The organism is Nioella sp. (assembly GCF_965215655.1).
In the GTDB taxonomy this organism is placed as follows: Bacteria; Pseudomonadota; Alphaproteobacteria; order Rhodobacterales; family Rhodobacteraceae; genus Nioella.
On the sequence record NZ_OZ244111.1, the window covers coordinates 2179115 to 2194991 of the forward strand.

General features: G+C 63.4%; 17 protein-coding genes and 1 tRNA gene. 11 read left to right on the forward strand and 7 right to left on the reverse strand.

Annotated features, from left to right (window positions below; genetic code table 11):
- Positions 1–106: 106 nt before the first annotated feature.
- The 3 genes from ACOOEX_RS10830 to ACOOEX_RS10840 form a co-directional block, all read right to left on the reverse strand.
- Positions 107–271, reverse strand: coding sequence for a hypothetical protein (locus ACOOEX_RS10830; RefSeq protein WP_420394849.1), 165 nt, complete (start codon positions 269–271; stop codon positions 107–109).
- A 258-nt stretch (positions 272–529) separates the two neighbouring features.
- Positions 530–614: transfer RNA gene (locus ACOOEX_RS10835), tRNA-Leu, on the reverse strand.
- Positions 615–665: 51 nt separating this feature from the next.
- Positions 666–1919, reverse strand: coding sequence for a vWA domain-containing protein (locus ACOOEX_RS10840; protein ID WP_420394850.1), 1254 nt, complete (start codon positions 1917–1919; stop codon positions 666–668).
- A gap of 259 nt (positions 1920–2178) precedes the next feature.
- On the opposite strand from ACOOEX_RS10840, the gene ACOOEX_RS10845 reads away from it, so the two are divergent.
- A complete protein-coding gene (locus ACOOEX_RS10845; RefSeq protein WP_420394851.1) occupies positions 2179–3012 on the forward strand; it encodes a hypothetical protein in 834 nt (277 codons plus the stop codon).
- A gap of 66 nt (positions 3013–3078) precedes the next feature.
- On the opposite strand, the gene ACOOEX_RS10850 is transcribed toward ACOOEX_RS10845, so the two are convergent.
- Both ACOOEX_RS10850 and ACOOEX_RS10855 read right to left on the reverse strand, forming a co-directional pair.
- Positions 3079–3561, reverse strand: a complete 483-nt coding sequence (locus tag ACOOEX_RS10850; RefSeq protein WP_306046356.1) for a peptidase S1 — start codon at positions 3559–3561, stop codon at positions 3079–3081.
- 138 nt (positions 3562–3699) lie between these two features.
- Entirely contained in the window at positions 3700–4596 is an 897-nt protein-coding gene (locus tag ACOOEX_RS10855) for an AAA family ATPase (protein ID WP_420398363.1), read from the reverse strand.
- A 301-nt stretch (positions 4597–4897) separates the two neighbouring features.
- On the opposite strand from ACOOEX_RS10855, the gene ACOOEX_RS10860 reads away from it, so the two are divergent.
- A complete protein-coding gene (locus ACOOEX_RS10860; RefSeq protein WP_420394852.1) occupies positions 4898–5833 on the forward strand; it encodes a phosphoadenosine phosphosulfate reductase in 936 nt (311 codons plus the stop codon).
- A gap of 54 nt (positions 5834–5887) precedes the next feature.
- Here the strand turns inward: ACOOEX_RS10860 and ACOOEX_RS10865 are convergent, their stop codons facing one another.
- Both ACOOEX_RS10865 and ACOOEX_RS10870 read right to left on the reverse strand, forming a co-directional pair.
- Positions 5888–6583: a hypothetical protein gene (locus ACOOEX_RS10865; RefSeq protein WP_420394853.1), complete on the reverse strand. Its 696-nt coding sequence runs from the start codon at positions 6581–6583 to the stop codon at positions 5888–5890.
- A 240-nt stretch (positions 6584–6823) separates the two neighbouring features.
- Positions 6824–7120 carry a hypothetical protein gene (locus ACOOEX_RS10870; protein WP_420394854.1) on the reverse strand — a complete coding sequence of 99 codons (297 nt, stop codon included), beginning with the start codon at positions 7118–7120 and terminating at the stop codon, positions 6824–6826.
- Between the two features lie 189 nt (positions 7121–7309).
- Between ACOOEX_RS10870 and pyrC the strand changes: the two genes are divergently transcribed.
- The 9 genes from pyrC (at position 7310) to ACOOEX_RS10915 (ending at position 15874) form a co-directional block, all read left to right on the forward strand.
- Positions 7310–8350 carry a dihydroorotase gene (gene pyrC / locus ACOOEX_RS10875; protein ID WP_420394855.1) on the forward strand — a complete coding sequence of 347 codons (1041 nt, stop codon included), beginning with the start codon at positions 7310–7312 and terminating at the stop codon, positions 8348–8350.
- A 64-nt stretch (positions 8351–8414) separates the two neighbouring features.
- Complete coding sequence (locus ACOOEX_RS10880) at positions 8415–9089, forward strand: orotate phosphoribosyltransferase (protein ID WP_420394856.1); 675 nt, start codon at positions 8415–8417, stop codon at positions 9087–9089.
- Between the two features lie 210 nt (positions 9090–9299).
- Positions 9300–10796: a replicative DNA helicase gene (locus ACOOEX_RS10885; RefSeq protein ID WP_420394857.1), complete on the forward strand. Its 1497-nt coding sequence runs from the start codon at positions 9300–9302 to the stop codon at positions 10794–10796.
- 11 nt (positions 10797–10807) lie between these two features.
- Complete coding sequence (locus tag ACOOEX_RS10890) at positions 10808–11761, forward strand: isopenicillin N synthase family dioxygenase (protein WP_420394858.1); 954 nt, start codon at positions 10808–10810, stop codon at positions 11759–11761.
- 30 nt (positions 11762–11791) lie between these two features.
- Positions 11792–12835: an alanine racemase gene (alr, locus tag ACOOEX_RS10895; RefSeq protein ID WP_420394859.1), complete on the forward strand. Its 1044-nt coding sequence runs from the start codon at positions 11792–11794 to the stop codon at positions 12833–12835.
- A complete protein-coding gene (locus ACOOEX_RS10900) occupies positions 12832–13614 on the forward strand; it encodes an MlaE family ABC transporter permease (RefSeq protein WP_420394860.1) in 783 nt (260 codons plus the stop codon). Before alr ends, ACOOEX_RS10900 begins: the two co-directional genes overlap by 4 nt.
- On the forward strand, positions 13611–14357 hold the full coding sequence (locus tag ACOOEX_RS10905; protein ID WP_420394861.1) for an ABC transporter ATP-binding protein: 747 nt from the start codon (positions 13611–13613) through the stop codon (positions 14355–14357). The genes ACOOEX_RS10900 and ACOOEX_RS10905 overlap by 4 nt, the downstream gene beginning before the upstream one ends.
- Before the next feature lie 63 nt (positions 14358–14420).
- Positions 14421–14792, forward strand: coding sequence for a hypothetical protein (locus ACOOEX_RS10910; protein ID WP_420394862.1), 372 nt, complete (start codon positions 14421–14423; stop codon positions 14790–14792).
- Between the two features lie 143 nt (positions 14793–14935).
- Positions 14936–15874, forward strand: coding sequence for a nucleoside hydrolase (locus ACOOEX_RS10915; RefSeq protein WP_420394863.1), 939 nt, complete (start codon positions 14936–14938; stop codon positions 15872–15874).
- The last annotated feature ends 3 nt before the right edge of the window (positions 15875–15877 follow it).

The following is a 15877-nucleotide window of genomic DNA, read 5'->3' on the forward strand; positions in this document are numbered from 1 at the left end:
GTCGGTGGGGCATCCGACTACCGTAAGTCAAGGGGATACACCCGAAAAGAAAAACCGCTCCAAGCTTCCTTGGAGCGGTTTCGGGTTGGGTTAGTAGCGAATCGGGTTAGCCCAACCCTAGGACCAACCGCCCGAACATTGCTTCGCCGAACAGTTCCGTAAGTATCCTGTCGCGTTCACGTGCCCACCCCATCACGGCTTCGCGGTCAATCGCCTGTGCCGCCATCACGGCGGCCGCGTGGCATTGCAAGGCTTTCTCAATATTGTTCATGCTTTGTTGCTACTTGCTAAACTCAACCTAGGATTGATTAAGTAGCTGGGCAAGTGGCTTGTGCGGCACCACAGCCGCCCCAGCACGGACAAACAGCCCTTGCTAGGGGGGTAGCCCCCGGCGCGGGGCAAACACCCGCCTGCGCCCAATTTCACATGGGGCGCATGGGGCAAACCTTGGTGGGGTAACAAGTGGGGTACGGCTACCACAACATCCAGCCCTAAACGCCTGTAAAACAAGGGTTTCAATGGAGTGGAGTGGTACCCGTGGCCGGACTCGAACCGGCAAGCCTTGCGGCGGCGGATTTTGAATCCGCTGCGTCTACCAATTCCGCCACACGGGCAACGCGGGGATGGTCTAGCCCTGCCCCGTGTCAGCGTCAATCAAGAAACTCTCATAACATCCGCATCAGCCGGGCTTTTTCGCCCATGTCGTCGGGGCGGGACAGGGCCTCAGCCAGCCCTTGCAGGGCGGCGATGTTGTGGCCTGCCCGGAAACTGTCCACATGGGGCAGCATCGCCTTGATCCCGGCGGCCTTCGGCGCGAAGCCGTCCCACCGGAGCAGCGGGTTGAGCCAGATGAGTTTTCTTGACGAAAGGTGAAGCCGCTCCATCTGGGCGGCCAGCGCCTCCGGTTCGTCGCGGTCCAGCCCGTCGGTGATCAAAAGCACAACCGCCCCCTGCCCCAACACCCGGCGCGACCAGTCACGGTTGAACGCGGTCAGGCATTGCCCGATGCGTGTGCCGCCCTCCCAGTCCTGCGCTTCTGCCCCGGCGGCGGCCAGTGCCGCGTCCACATCCCGTGCCTCCATATGGCGGGTGATATTGGTCAGCCGCGTCCCGAAGGTGAAGGCATGGACCTTCGCCCACCCCTGCCCCTTCCGGTTCGCAACCGCATGGAGGAAATGCAGCACGGCCCGGCTGTAGGAGGACATGGAGCCGGAGATATCGCAGAGCACCACGAGGTTGGGCCAACGGATGCGCCGCGCCTTCATGTCGAAACCGGTGATCTCTCCCCCCTGCCGCATGGCGCTGCGCATGGTGCGCCGCCAGTCGGGCAGCCGGCCGTGTGTGGCGGCCATGGTCCGGCGGCTTTGCAGGGGTTTGACCGGCAGGGAAAGCCCCGCGATGATCCGCTTGGCCTCGGCCATCTCCGCATTGCTCATCTGTTCGAAATCGAGCGTGCGCAACCGTTCCTCCCGCGACATGGTCAGGGTCGCGTCGACCTCGATCTCGGTGCCCTCGTCCTGCTGATCGGCCCCCTCTGGCAGATCGCGGGTGACACCCTCCAGCAGCGCCTCCGCCGCGCGTTTCTCGGCCGGCTTCACCTGCCGTTCCTCCGCCACGCCCCGGATCGCGGGCAGCATCATCGCCATCATATGCTCGATATAACGCGGATCGCGCCAGTAGAGCCGGAAGATCTGGTCGAAGGTGGCACGTTCCTCGGGGCGGCTGACAAAACAGGCCTGAAGAACGTGATAGAAATCAACCCGTTCCGAGAACCCCGCCGCTTCGACCGCGCGCACCGCGTCCAGCACCCGGCCCGGCCCGGCCTTGAGCCCCCCGGCCCGAAGCGCACGGGCGAAATGGGTGATATTGGCGGTGAGCTGCGGGTTATCCGGCAGCTCCAGCGGGATCTGTTCAGCCATGTGATGACAAGAAGCGCTCTGTGCTGAAACGTCAAGCCCCGGACAGGCGGAGTGGATGCGACCCGCGGGGGCCTGACTGCCGGAAGCCACCCGCCTCCGCGCCGCGTGTGCAGCTTGGCTTCCGTAGCGTCAGTGACCACAGAACACGCGACAGGTTAGCGCTAATATTGATCCACGTCATAGTTGCACATGCCATCTATTGCAACAATTCAGGCGCGTCGTCTGACGTGCCATGAGACACTTCAAGGAGACATGTTCGATGCAAGAAACACTTAAGATTGCGACCGTTTTGGTGTTCGGCGCGCTGGCTGGTCTTTCCCAGTTCCCTGCCCCTGCACATGCGCAGCTCTACAACCCCTGTCCCTATACCAATGACGGCGATTGCGACGAGCCGAATGGCCTGGGCTACTGCGCCTGGGGCACCGATACCGCCGACTGTTCGAACCCCAATTCCAACTTCGGCAGCGGCAGCGGCTATGGCAGCTCATCCGCCGGGGGAGGATCATCTGGCGGCGGCGGTCTGATGAACCCCTGCCCCTACACCAATGATGGCGATTGCGACGAACCGAACGGGCTTGGCTACTGCGCCTGGGGCACGGATACTGCGGATTGTTCCAACCCCAATTCGAACTATGGCAGCGGATCGGGCTATTCCGGTCATGGCGGCGGCAGCACGGGTGGCGGCGCGACAGCCGGGGGCGGTGGAGGCGGTGGCGCAATCACCACCTACTACCCATGGCGGACCTTCACCCGTCAGATGGGCCAATTCGCGGCCCAACCTGCCAATACCACACCGCTTTCTCCCAACGGGGGCATGTATTACCAGCCCGGTGCCTACACCGTGTTCACGGGTATCGTCCGAAACGGGCAGATCCAGAACATCCAGACCTATGGTATAAGTTTGATGCCGGATCAGCGCTATCTCGCGGCTGCGTCCTCGATGGGGTCTCTCAGTTTCAGGACCGATGCCAGCCTGATCATGTATTCGCCCCCCGCGCCGGGAATGGCCATGATCTACGGTCGCAACGACGACATCCAGAATGATCGGGCGATCTGCATCCTGCCGTCAGGCTGGCCGATGAGCCAGTGCTAGGAAAGGACTGACGGCTCCGGGCCGGTCATCGGCCCGGAGCCCTGAATGTCTCAGTACCTGTGTGTCTCAGTAATTGTATTCCGTCACGATCAGCACAGCCGGGTTGTTGGAACTGCGGTGATAGCTGCCCGCCCAGATATCGTACTGGCCCGACATCGGATTGAAGAAGACGATGGCAGGGTCATAGCCGCGATAATCGTCATTGTAATGCCACGATCCATCCGGTGCATTCACGACAAGGATCGGATCGACGTTGGACCGGGCCTGCAAGGCGATGGTCATGCGTCCGGTCGGGGACTGTCCGTAGTAATGCAGCCGGAAGTCAGGCCGCGAGACGACCCAGCCCGGCCCGAGATAGGGGTAGCAATTGGCGAGATTCACCCGCCCACCTGCCGTGATGTTGCGCACATAGGGATCCGGCAGAAACCCCGCGTTCAACGTCGCCTGGCCGAAAACGGTGGGATTGTTCCAGTTCGGGCAGGCCAATGTCTGGCTGGCGCCCAGAAGGCCCGCGATCAAAGTCGCAAGCGCGAAGAAACGTTTAATCATGGCAAATGCTCCCTGTGTCTGAACGTCTCAGGAACATGCCGGGCCGTCCCCCGGCGTCCCTGCTGATCAATGCTTACCAGAGAAAAGCCTGCGAGTCCCGTGGTTTGAGGCGGAGCGCACATAATTTGCGCAAGACAATTACCCGACGGCCTCGTCGCGCAGCTCGTCCAGCAGCCGTTTGGCCTCGGACCCCTGCAACTTTTGGATGTCATCCTGATACTTCAGGATCGCCCCGATTGTGTCGGCGATGACATCGGGGGACAGTTCCAGCACATCGAGCGCCAGCAGGCATTTGGCCCAGTCGATGGTTTCCGCCACGCCGGGGCGTTTGAACAGATCCTCTGTGCGCAGGCGCTGCACGAACCCGACCACCTCGCGGCTAAGCTGCGCGGCAGCCTCAGGGGCGCGCGCCTGCAGGATCTCCATCTCTCGGTCGAAACTCGGATAGTCGACCCAGTGATACAGGCACCGGCGTTTCAACGCGTCATGAACCTCTCGCGTGCGGTTCGAGGTCAGGATGACGATCGGGGGTTCAGGGGCCTTGATGGTGCCCAGTTCCGGGATCGTGACCTGAAAATCCGACAGCGCCTCCAGCAGAAATGCCTCGAAAGGTTCGTCTGTCCGGTCGATCTCGTCAATCAGCAGCACCGGCGCGCCACCCGATTGTGGACGCATGGCTTGCAGCAACGGGCGTTCGATCAGGAACTCTTCGGTGAAAAGCTCGCCCTTCAGCACATCGCGATCGGCCCCCCCTGCGGCCTCTGCGGCGCGAATGGCGATCATCTGTTCGGCGAAGTTCCATTCATAGACGGCACTGGCAGCATCGAGCCCTTCATAGCACTGCAGCCGGATCAGCCGCCGTCCAAGCGCCGCGGCGATGGCCTTGGCGATCTCGGTCTTGCCGGTGCCGGCCTCGCCCTCCAGGAACAGCGGTCGCCCGAGGCGGAGCGAGAGGAACAAAACGGTGGCCAGCGCCCGTCCGCAAACATAGTTCTGTTCGGCAAGCGCGCTCTGGACCTCGTCGATGGACTGCATGACCTCTCCCTCTTTGGTGCCCATCAAGCCCCGGCCTTGGGGTCCGGGTCAAGACGTGACGCTCGAATCCCTGCCTGCCACTCGCCGGTCAGATCGTCGCCCCACAGGTGAACCGAACCCTAACCTTGCGCGCTCGGCGATCAATTCAAGTCATCGCAAAGGCATTGTTGCCGGGATGCGGAACATGCCGCCAGAATCCCGTCAGAAATCCCACGGTAATTTCCCGCCGAGCCCATGGCGGTGCCTTACTCTCCGGTCAGATTTGCATTAAGTTAACAAGTGCCGATGTAGAGAGACCTCCATGAACGACATGCAGATGCCCATGCAAGGTGAGCGACCGACACGTGCCGATTGGCTGGCCCGAATGGACCAGATCGGAAACATGCACGGTTTTTTCGACCGGATCGGCGCCCATCACCGGGCGCTTTACGTGCAGGAAGGCGACACGCTGCTGGTCACCTTCGACGAGGTCGGCCGCATCATGAGCCAGGGGCGCGATGCGCTGCCGGTGGGGTTTGACGCGGTCAGCAAACGCGAATGGTCCTATCTCAGCCTCATGGCGGAGGGTGACACCTGGTTTCGCGACGAGGCGCTTTACCGCTTTTTCGACCGCCTGATCGACGAAGATTTTTTCGACAGTTTCGATCAGGTGATTTTCCTGGGTGCGGGGCCGATGTGCGGCCATGCGGCCTGCGCCTATTCCGTGGCCGCGCCCGGGGCGCGGGTTCTGGCCTTGTCGCCTGCCGCCAGCCTGAACCGGGATGCCGCCCCCTTCGAGCTGCGGTTTCGCAAGGCGTGGCGCAAGGATTTCACCAGCCGGTACGGCTATGCCCCCGCCATGCTGGACGCGGCGGAACAGGCCTTTGTCCTCTACGACCCGCTGGAACTGCTGGACGCCGCACACGCGGCACAGTTCCGGGGCAAATCCGTGACCCGCATCCGGTGGCGCGGCGCAGGCCGCAACCTGCTGAAGCTGCTGGAGCCGCATTCGACGCTCGACCGCCTGTTGAAGGCCACCGGCAATGGCCGCATGTCGCCGCTGCGCTTTGCACAGATCACGCGGGCGCTGCGCAAGACAAATCCCGACTACCTCAAGCGACTGATGGACCGGGCGGCGGAACGCGGCGGCAGCACGCTTCCCTATATCGTGGCGCAGCGCGGGCTTGCCGCCACCGGTGACGCCCAATTCGCGCGCCGCATGATGACCATCGAAGCAGAGCGCCTGAACACGGCCTGAGGGCCATGGCCGCGCCCACCCAACGGGCCGACGCAGCGAGGACGTCCGATCAGTTTACTTGGACGGCTGCGGTGCAGTGGGGGCCGGTGCAGGGGTCGGATTACCGGCTGCCGCACCTGTCATCTGGCCATCGCCATTGACGGTCGGCGGCTCAGTCGAGATCGCGACCGGCATGTCCGGCACAAAGCCTTCGCCCGCGTCCGATCCACCATGGTAGATCGCGAATCCGAGGGTCGGCAGGTAGGTCAGGCGGTCCACATAGGCGCCGCCATCCTCGCCGGTCGTCGTCACCCGGATCGGCCAGGACGCGTAGCTGCAGGCGCCAAGCGACATCCCGGTCTCCGGCTCCATCAGCACGTCAACGGTTTCGACATTGGTGGTGCCATCGTCATGGCGGCGCACGGTGCTGCCCTGCCATGTCTGGCCAGGAAACAGCGTCGGCAGGTTTTCCACCCCGACCGCATATGTCGTGACTTCAGAAGTGTTGCCGATCAGCGCCCCATGGCGCGTGTCCCAGCTTTGCAGCACGAAGGCGCCGGAAATGCTGTGCACGCGGAAACCGCCGCCATCTTCAAGATAAACCTCCTGCTCGATCACAGAGCCATCAGCCTGCCGGTCGTAACGCACGTAGAAATCGTTGAAGCTGACGTAAACACCGTCGCCGGTATCGGCCATGCTCTGCGGGCATTCTGCCAGCGCTGCCGTCCCGGCACTCAGAATGGCAAGCGTGAGAAGGGTTTTTTGGATCATGACGTGGACCTCCGAAATGTCTGCTGGTGCGAAGATTTGGATCGCCCCCGGTTGGCCGGGGATCGTGGAATTGAGACGGACCCGAGCAGGCCAGCCCTTGATCCATATTTGACTGCAATATCCGTCTTGGCCAGCCCCTGTTGTGAAACAAAAGGCAGTCACTGTGGAACGAAACCGCTCCACCTGCCCATGTTTTAGACGACAGTCGGCAACAAATGGTTCAAAGATCCTGCCCGTCCGTCAGGCGTCGTCGCGCGGCCCTGGACGGATATGAACTTCGGTTGCGGCCGCGTAAAGCCGCTTGCCGAACAGCCCCAGAAAGGCCCCGATCAGCAGCGGCCCGAGCATCGCCACGGACAGCAGAGCCGCAATCCCCCCGCCTGCGGCCAACAGCAACAGCAATGTCAGCATGTCGAACTCGGATTTTTCGACCGGGATGGACAGATCGAACACGTCCTCAACCGCCCGTTTCACATACGGCGCGGCAAATGGTTCGGCAAAACCAGCCAGCAGGCCAATAAGAAAGCTGAAAAACATATGGAACCCCGATCCCGGACATCACTTCGCAGGGGTAGCATAGCCTGCCGCGCAGGTCTGTTGCACTGCGGCATCATGCAAGGGGCAGGTCATCGGCAAGGCTTTGCGCAATCGAAATCCGCTGTCTCCGCCGCCGCAGCGGCGCTTTCCCCTTTGCACATGGCCCAAAACCGTTGTAGCGCAAGCCCCATGACCCAGAGCCTCACGATCCGCCGCCCCGACGACTGGCACCTGCACCTGCGCGATGGCGCGATGCTGGCCGGTGTCCTGCCCGAAACCGCGCGCCATTTCGCCCGCGCGATCATCATGCCCAACCTCGTGCCGCCCGTGGTGACCGGCGCTCAGGCCGCCGCCTATCGCGACCGGATCATGGCCGCCCTGCCCAAGGGGATGTCGTTCCAGCCGCTGATGACGCTCTACTTGACGGAAGAGACCGACCCGGCGGATGTCGCCTCCGCCCATGCCAGCGGGCTGGTGACAGCGGTCAAACTCTACCCGGCGGGCGCGACGACGAATTCGGCTTCGGGTGTTGCCAATGTCGACAATGTGCGCGGCGTGCTGGAGACCATGGCCGAGATCGGCCTGCCGCTCTGCATCCATGGCGAGGTGACGACCCATGAGGTCGATATCTTCGACCGTGAACAGGTGTTCCTCGAAACCGTCCTGCACCCGCTGCGGGAACGCACACCCGGCCTGAAAGTGACGCTGGAACACATCACCACGTCCCACGGGATCGACTATGTGGCGGGCGCCGAGGGTGACATCGCCGGAACGATCACCTCCCATCACCTGATGATCAACCGCAACCACATCCTCGTGGGCGGAATCAAGCCGCATTATTACTGCCTGCCGGTCGCCAAGCGGCGCGAGCATATGGAGGCGCTGCGCAAGGCCGCGACCTCCGGCAACCCGCGCTTCTTCCTCGGCACCGACAGCGCACCCCACAATGATGCGAACAAGGAAAGCGCCTGCGGCTGCGCGGGCTGTTTCACCGCCACCAACACCATGGCCTGCCTGGCCCATGTCTTCGAAGAGGAAGGCGCGCTCGACAAGCTGGAGGGCTTCGCCTCCATGTTCGGCCCGGTGCGCTACGGTCTGCCGCCGAACGAAGACACGATCACGCTGGTGAAAGAGCCCGATCCCGTCGCCTATCCCGCCAAGATCGACACCGGCGACGGCCCTGTGACCGTCTTCGACCCAGGCCATCCGCTGTTCTGGCGCGTGACGTAACCCCTTCTTCTTTGCCGAAATACCCCCGCCGGAGGCATCCCCGGCCCACCACGAGAGGTGACAGATGATCCCCAGCTCATACCCCGATCAGGCCACCATCGCCCAACTGACCGCGCGCATGCTGCTCGACATCAAGGCGGTGCATTTCAACGCGGACACGCCCTTTGTGCATTCCAATGGCAAAGAGGCACCCACCTATGTCGACTGCCGCAAGCTGATCAGCTATCCGCGCATCCGCTCCACATTGATGGATTTCCTGACCTGCACCCTGATGCGAAATGCCGGGCTGGAAGCGTTTGACAATGTCGCCGGTGGCGAGACGGCGGGCATTCCTTTCGCCGCGCTGGTGGCTGAACGCATGGCGCTGCCGATGACCTATGTTCGGAAAAAGCCCAAGGGCCACGGGCGCAATGCCCAGATCGAAGGCGACATGAGCGAGGGTCAGCGCGTGGTGCTGATCGAGGATCTGACCACCGATGGCGGATCGAAGCTGAAATTCGTCGATGCGATCCGCAATACCGGGGCGGAATGCGGGCATACGGCGGTCATTTTCTACTACGGCATCTTTGAAGAGACGATCCCGACCCTGCGCGCCCATGGGGTGGAACTGCATTACCTGTGCACGTGGTGGGACGTGCTGGCCGAGGCGCGCCGCGCGGGTGATTTTGATGACGCGACACTCGACTCGGTCGCACGATTTCTCAAGGATCCCGAAGCCTGGCGCGCCGCGCGGGGCTAGCGCCAAGGCGTTTGCAAACGCCTTTTATCAAGGGCCTTGCAAGGCCCTTCCCCGCGCCCGTGCCGCGCGATAGCGCCTCATTCAGGGGCGCAGTTCAAGTGGCGGGCGCGCTTCTCCACAGCCTGTCCACAGGATATCCAGATTGCCCGCCCGCAGGCCGATTTGCTATGACACGGGCCTCAGGGGCAGTTAAAAAACAGGGGATCAGCGATGAACGAGATCAGCAATGTGGCGGGCAATCTCCCGCAAGCTGCTGAAACCGCTGACCTTCCTCAGAATGTCGAGGCGGAGCAGCAGCTTCTGGGGGCGATTCTGTCGTCCAACGACGTTCTGGATCGTATCGAAGACCTGGTGAAACCCGATCATTTCTATGATCCCGTCCATGCCGATATCTTCGAGCTTGCCTCGAAGCGCATCACCTCCGGCATGCAGACCGACGCCACGACGCTCAAGAATTTCATGGCCGATCATCAGGGGCTGAAGGCGCTTGGCGGCGTTGAATATCTTCTGCGCCTGCAGCTTTCCGCCATCGCCACGACGGCGGCCCGCGACTATGCGCAGCTGATCCATGACCTCGCCCTGCGCCGTTCGCTCATCCAATTGGGCAAGAACATCGCCGACAAGGCCACCACGGTCCGCGATGACAGCTCGCCCGACGACCAGATCGTCGATGCCGAGGCGCAACTCTTCCAACTGGCCTCCTCCGGCACCGCCTCCAAAGGCTTCCAGAGCTTCCTGCGCGCGCTGACCGATGCGGTCGAGATCGCCAATGCCGCCTATAACCGCGGCGGCGGGCTGGCGGGCCTGTCCACCGGGCTGGCCGATATGGACAAGATGCTGGGCGGCCTGCACCATTCCGACCTGCTGATCCTCGCCGGTCGTCCGTCGATGGGCAAGACATCGCTGGCCACCAACATCGCCTTCAACGTCGCCAAGGCGTTCAAGCGGGGCCCCAAACCGGATGGAACGGAAGGCACGCTTTCCGGCGGTGTCGTTGGCTTTTTCAGCCTGGAGATGTCGGCGGCACAGCTTGCACAGCGGATTCTGTCCGAGGCGGCCGAAGTGCCGTCGGAGCTGATCCGCAAGGGTGACCTCAACGAACAGGAATTCCAGCGCTACCTGCGCGCCGCGCAGGAGCTGGAAAGCTGCCCGCTCTATATCGACGACACGCCCGCGCTGCCGATCTCTCAGGTCGCGGCCCGGTCGCGGCGGCTCAAACGCTCTCGCCTCGGGCTGGACCTGATCATCGTGGACTATCTTCAGCTTCTGCGCGGCTCGGGCAAGGCCGACAACCGGGTGAACGAGGTGTCCGAGATTACCCAAGGGTTGAAGGCCATCGCCAAGGAACTGAACATCCCCGTGATCGCGCTGTCGCAGCTCAGCCGCCAGGTGGAGGCCCGCGAAGACAAGCGCCCGCAGCTCTCTGACCTGCGGGAATCCGGCTCGATCGAACAGGATGCCGACGTGGTGATGTTCGTCTACCGGGGCGAATACTACAAGGAACGGGAAAAGCCGGGTGAGGAGAACCTGGAGGCCATGGCGCAATGGCAGCAGGACATGGAACAGCTGCACGGCAAGGCCGAGGTCATTATCGGCAAGCAGCGGCATGGCCCCGTGGGCTCCGTTGACCTCAGCTTCGACGGGCGCTTCACCAAGTTTGGCAATCTCGTGAAACCCTGGCAGCAGGGCGGCGATCAAGGGTTCTGACGGACTGGACGATGGCCGAGTTCACCGACATCCCCGTGCTAGATCTCGCCCCCCTGACCGAGGGGCGGGACACCACCGACCTGGCCTGCGAGTTCGCCCGCGCCTATGGCGAGACGGGCTTCGGCTACGTCGTCAATCACGGCATTCCCGAGGACCTGTGCGAGGACATTTTCGAGGCCTCTCGCCGCTTTCACGCCCTTCCCCTGGCCGCGAAAGAGGCCATTGCCGTCAATCGCAACCATCGCGGCTATATCGCGATCAACACCTCCACGGATGTGACGACCGAACTGGCCGAGGTCACAAAGCCCAACCAGTCCGCCAGCTTCATGATGATGCGCGAGGATGCGGCGCATGACCCTGCCGTGTACCTCTCCGGTCCCAACCAATGGCCCGACCTGCCCGGCTTCCGCGCCACCTGCGAGGCCTATGCAAGCGCGATGAGCGGCCTTGGCGCGCGGCTGATGCGGCTGGCCCTGCAGGCGATCGGGGTGGAGGACGACACGATCCTACGCGCCTTTGACACGCCCACGATCTGGCTGCGCCTGCTGCATTACCCGCCAATGCCGCCGCAGGCGCCCGATGACCTCTACGGCTCTGCCCCGCACAAGGATTTCGGCTGCCTGACCCTTCTGGCGCAGGACGATGTGGGCGGGTTGCAGGTGATGACGCCCACAGGCCACTGGGTGGATGCACCGCCCATGAAGGGGGCCTTCGTGGTCAATGTGGGCGACATGCTGCACCGGATGTCGAACGGGCGGCTTCTGTCCACACCGCATCGGGTGATCAACCGCTCGGGCCGCGAACGCTATTCCTGCCCCTTCTTCTACGATCCGAACGTCAACACCGACATCGCCCCCCTACCCGGCACCGGCACGCCGAAGTTTCCGCCGCTCCGCTTCGCCGATTTCCTGCGCAGCGAGCTGGAAGCGGGCTATGACGCCCATAAGGACGCCAAGGGGGCTTGACCCGTCGGCCCCCGCGCGGAACAAGGCGCCATGGGAACCGGAACGCTTTATATCGACCTTGACGCCCTCGCCGCCAACTGGGCCGCGCTGGACGCGAAAACCAACGTGGAAACCGCTGCCGTGGTGAAGGCCGACGGCTATGGGCTTTGTGCCGACAAGGTGGCGCTGCGGCTGGCCCGCGCAGGCGTGCGGCGGTTCTTCGTCGCCACCGCAGAGGAAGGCGCCAGCCTGCGCGCGGCGCTTGGGGACGGGACGGAGATCAACGTCTTTTCCGGCCACATGGCGGGCGATACAGCCCTGATCCGGGATGCGGGCCTGATCCCGATGCTCAACTGCGGCGAACAGGTCGCGCGTCATATGTCGGCCCTGCCCGGCGCCGCCTATGGCGTGCAGCTCGACAGCGGCATGAACCGGCTTGGCATGGAGCCCACGGACTGGGCCACCCTGCGTTCAGATCTGGAAACCGGGCCGCTGACGCTGGTCATGAGCCACCTCGCCTGCGCCGATGAGCCCGACCACCCGCAGAATGCGGCCCAGTTGGCGTGTTTCACCGAGATCACCCAGGGCGTGACGGCCCCCCGCAGCCTTGCAGCAACCGGCGGAACGCTGCTCGGCCCCGCCTACCATTTCGACCTTTGCCGCCCCGGTGTGGGGCTCTATGGCGGCTTCCCCTTTGCCGATGCCCGCCCGGTGGTGCGCCTGTCGCTGCCGGTCATTCAGGTTCGGGATGTGGAGGCGGGGGAATCCGTTGGCTACGGTGCCGGTTGGGTAGCAGATGCACCTGCAAAAATCGCTACACTGTCAGCAGGTTACGCGGACGGGCTGATCCGATATATGAGCGACAAGGCGCTGCTATGGGCCGGGGACACCCCCTGCAAGTTGGCCGGTCGCGTGTCGATGGACCTGCTGACCGTCGATGTGTCCGCCCTCGATGTGGTGCCCGACCATCTCGACATCCTTGGCCCGCATCAGACCGTCGACCAGCTGGCCGACGAGGCCGCAACCATCGGCTACGAAATCCTGACCTCGCTCGGCCCCCGCTACGCGCGCCGCTACAGCGGAGACGCGGCGTGATCCTGACCGCCCCCCTCGCGGCGCTCGGCCGCTCCACCCTCGGGCTGTTGGCCTCCATCGGGCGGGTGGCAATCTATGCCGCGCAGCTTTTGCGCCACATGCTGACGCCGCCCTGGTATCCGCGCGAATTGCTGGTGCAGATCCTGCAGATCGGCTGGCTGTCGCTGCCCGTCGTCGGCCTGACCGCGCTCTTCACCGGAGGCGCGTTGGCGTTGCAAATCTACGCGGGCGGGTCGCGTTTCAACGCGGAAACCGTGGTGCCTTCGATCGTCGCGATCGGCATCGCGCGCGAGCTTGGCCCGGTTCTGGGCGGGCTCATGGTGGCCGGCCGCGTCGCCGCCGCCATCGCCGCCGAGATCGGAACGATGAAGGTGACCGAGCAGATCGACGCGCTGGTCACGCTCTCCACCAACCCGATGAAATACCTCACCGTCCCGCGCGTTCTGGCCGCCACGCTGACCCTGCCCATTCTCGTGGCCGTAGGCGATTCCATTGGCATCTTCGGCGGCTATCTGGTGGGCACCACGCGGCTTGGCTTCAACCCGGCCAATTACCTGCACAACACCGCCGATTTCCTTGAAACCTGGGATGTGGTCTCGGGCCTCATCAAAGGCGCGGTCTTCGGCTTCATCGTGGCGCTGATGGGCTGCTATCACGGGATGAATTCCGGGCGCGGTGCCCGCGGCGTCGGGCGGGCCACGACCAACGCGGTTGTCTCTGCCTCGATCCTGATCCTCGCCGCCAACTACCTGCTGACGGGGCTGTTCTTCACATCATGATAGATATCAGCGCCCTTCACAAAGCCTTCGGCCCCAATCGCGTGTTGCAAGGGGTTGATCTGACGGTGGAAACCGGCACCTCCACGGTCATCATCGGCGGCTCGGGCACGGGCAAGTCGGTGCTGCTGAAATGCATCCTTGGCCTTGTCAAACCCGATAGCGGCACGATCCTGCTCGATGGCGAGGACGTGGAGAAGGCCGAGCGCGACGCCTTCCTTGCCAAGTTCGGGATGCTGTTTCAGGGCGGCGCGCTCTTCGATTCCATGCCGGTCTGGCAGAATGTCGCCTTCCGCCTGTTGCGCGGGTCCCTGAAACGGCCCGCTTCCGAAGCCCGAGAAATCGCCGTGGAAAAACTCCGCCGCGTGGGGCTGACGCCGGATGTGGCCGACAAGTTCCCGGCGGAGCTGTCAGGCGGCATGCAGAAGCGTGTGGGGCTGGCCCGTGCCATCGCGGCGGACCCGCAGGTGATCTTCTTCGACGAACCCACAACCGGGCTCGACCCGATCATGGCGGGCGTCATCAACGAACTGATCCGGGAAATCGTGGTGGAAATGGGCGCGACCGCCATGACCATCACCCACGACATGTCCTCCGTGCGGGCCATTGCCGACCGGGTCGCCATGCTGCATGGCGGGGTTATCAGATGGGAAGGCCCAGTGGGTCAGATGGACAGCGCCGAAGACCCCTATCTCAGCCAGTTCATCACCGGATCCGCCGAGGGCCCGATCGAGGCGGTGCGCTGACCTGACCTCTGGCGGCAGGACCGGATCGGGCATAGGTCAGGGCCAGCCACAAGGATGCCGCCCATGGACGTGTTTGCCCTTCTCCTGCCGCTTGCCACCCTGCTCAGCTTCTATGCGGTGATCACCGGCCTCAGCTGGCTGCGCCGCCTGATCGGCGAACGAATGGCCGCGCGACGCAAGGGGATGGCGCTGAACCTCGCGCGTCGTGCTGTCCCACCGGCTGTTGCCGGGCTGCTCCTGCTTGTCGCGGGCGGTTTCCTGGGGCTGTTCGACCACGTCCCCCTCGCCACCCTTCTGATTGCAGGCGGCTTTTCTTATGGATTTCATACGGGTCTCTCTGACCTTCACCGCCCCAACTGGCGCGAACTGGCCCTGCGTGGCGCCATCACACTGGCGCTGACGCTCTTTACCTTGTGGCAACTGGGCGTGCTCTGACGGGTTAACAATTCCCTTATCACCCCCCGTTAACCTTAACGCGCGCCCTGCCCCCTTCTTCCTGGCCCAAATACTCCCGCCGGGGGCGTTGCAATGCGCGCATCCGTGGATAGTCTGGCGCAATGCGCGAAACAGGAGGTTCCATGCCCCGCAAGATCATCATCGACACCGATCCCGGACAGGACGACGCGGTTGCCATCCTTCTGGCTCTGGCGAGCCCCGAGGAGATCGAGATTCTGGGCATCACCGCCGTTGCGGGCAACGTGCCTCTGGCACTGACGGCCAGGAACGCCCGAAAGGTCTGCGAGGTCGCGGGGCGGTCTGACATCAAGGTCTTCGCGGGCTGTGACCGGCCCTTGGCGCACTCATTGGTGACGGCGGAGCATGTGCACGGCAAAACCGGCCTCGACGGCCCGGACCTGCCGGACCCCACGATGCCCCTGCAGGACCAGCACGGGGTGGATTTCATCATCGAGACCCTGCGAGCGGAACCCTCTGGCACCGTCACACTCTGCCCCCTCGGGCCACTGACGAACATTGCAACGGCCCTGCAAAAGGCCCCCGACATCGCCGAAAAAGTGCAGGAAATCGTGCTCATGGGCGGCGCTTATTTCGAGGTGGGCAACATCACTCCCGCGGCAGAATTCAACATCTATGTCGACCCGGAAGCTGCTGAAATCGTGTTTAAATCCGGCATTCCCATCGTGGTGATGCCGCTGGACGTCACCCACAAGGCCCTGGTCACCGCTCCGCGAAACGATGCCTTCCGCAGCCTCGGCACCCATCCGGGAACCGTGGTCGCGGAATGGACCGATTTCTTCGAACGGTTCGACAAGGAAAAATACGGCTCCGCCGGGGCGCCGCTGCATGATCCCACGGTCATCGCCTACCTGATCCGGCCCGAGCTGTTCACAGGCCGTAACGTCAACGTGGAGATCGAGACCCATTCAGACCTCACCCGCGGCATGACCGTTGCGGACTGGTGGCGGGTCACAGACCGCGCCCCGAATGCGATGTTCATGGGCGATCTCGATGCCGACGGGTTCTTTGCCCTGCTGACCGAGCGGATCGGACGGCTGTGACCT

Bases quoted from the DNA above. Each gene is read 5' to 3' on its own strand.
- ACOOEX_RS10830 (WP_420394849.1), bottom strand. From the start codon at position 271: ATGAACAATATTGAGAAAGCCTTGCAATGCCACGCGGCCGCCGTGATG.
- ACOOEX_RS10840 (WP_420394850.1), bottom strand. From the start codon at position 1,919: ATGGCTGAACAGATCCCGCTGGAGCTGCCGGATAACCCGCAGCTCACC.
- ACOOEX_RS10845 (WP_420394851.1), top strand. From the start codon at position 2,179: ATGCAAGAAACACTTAAGATTGCGACCGTTTTGGTGTTCGGCGCGCTG.
- ACOOEX_RS10850 (WP_306046356.1), bottom strand. From the start codon at position 3,561: ATGATTAAACGTTTCTTCGCGCTTGCGACTTTGATCGCGGGCCTTCTG.
- ACOOEX_RS10855 (WP_420398363.1), bottom strand. From the start codon at position 4,596: ATGCAGTCCATCGACGAGGTCCAGAGCGCGCTTGCCGAACAGAACTAT.
- ACOOEX_RS10860 (WP_420394852.1), top strand. From the start codon at position 4,898: ATGAACGACATGCAGATGCCCATGCAAGGTGAGCGACCGACACGTGCC.
- ACOOEX_RS10865 (WP_420394853.1), bottom strand. From the start codon at position 6,583: ATGATCCAAAAAACCCTTCTCACGCTTGCCATTCTGAGTGCCGGGACG.
- ACOOEX_RS10870 (WP_420394854.1), bottom strand. From the start codon at position 7,120: ATGTTTTTCAGCTTTCTTATTGGCCTGCTGGCTGGTTTTGCCGAACCA.
- pyrC (WP_420394855.1), top strand. From the start codon at position 7,310: ATGACCCAGAGCCTCACGATCCGCCGCCCCGACGACTGGCACCTGCAC.
- ACOOEX_RS10880 (WP_420394856.1), top strand. From the start codon at position 8,415: ATGATCCCCAGCTCATACCCCGATCAGGCCACCATCGCCCAACTGACC.
- ACOOEX_RS10885 (WP_420394857.1), top strand. From the start codon at position 9,300: ATGAACGAGATCAGCAATGTGGCGGGCAATCTCCCGCAAGCTGCTGAA.
- ACOOEX_RS10890 (WP_420394858.1), top strand. From the start codon at position 10,808: ATGGCCGAGTTCACCGACATCCCCGTGCTAGATCTCGCCCCCCTGACC.
- alr (WP_420394859.1), top strand. From the start codon at position 11,792: ATGGGAACCGGAACGCTTTATATCGACCTTGACGCCCTCGCCGCCAAC.
- ACOOEX_RS10905 (WP_420394861.1), top strand. From the start codon at position 13,611: ATGATAGATATCAGCGCCCTTCACAAAGCCTTCGGCCCCAATCGCGTG.
- ACOOEX_RS10910 (WP_420394862.1), top strand. From the start codon at position 14,421: ATGGACGTGTTTGCCCTTCTCCTGCCGCTTGCCACCCTGCTCAGCTTC.
- ACOOEX_RS10915 (WP_420394863.1), top strand. From the start codon at position 14,936: ATGCCCCGCAAGATCATCATCGACACCGATCCCGGACAGGACGACGCG.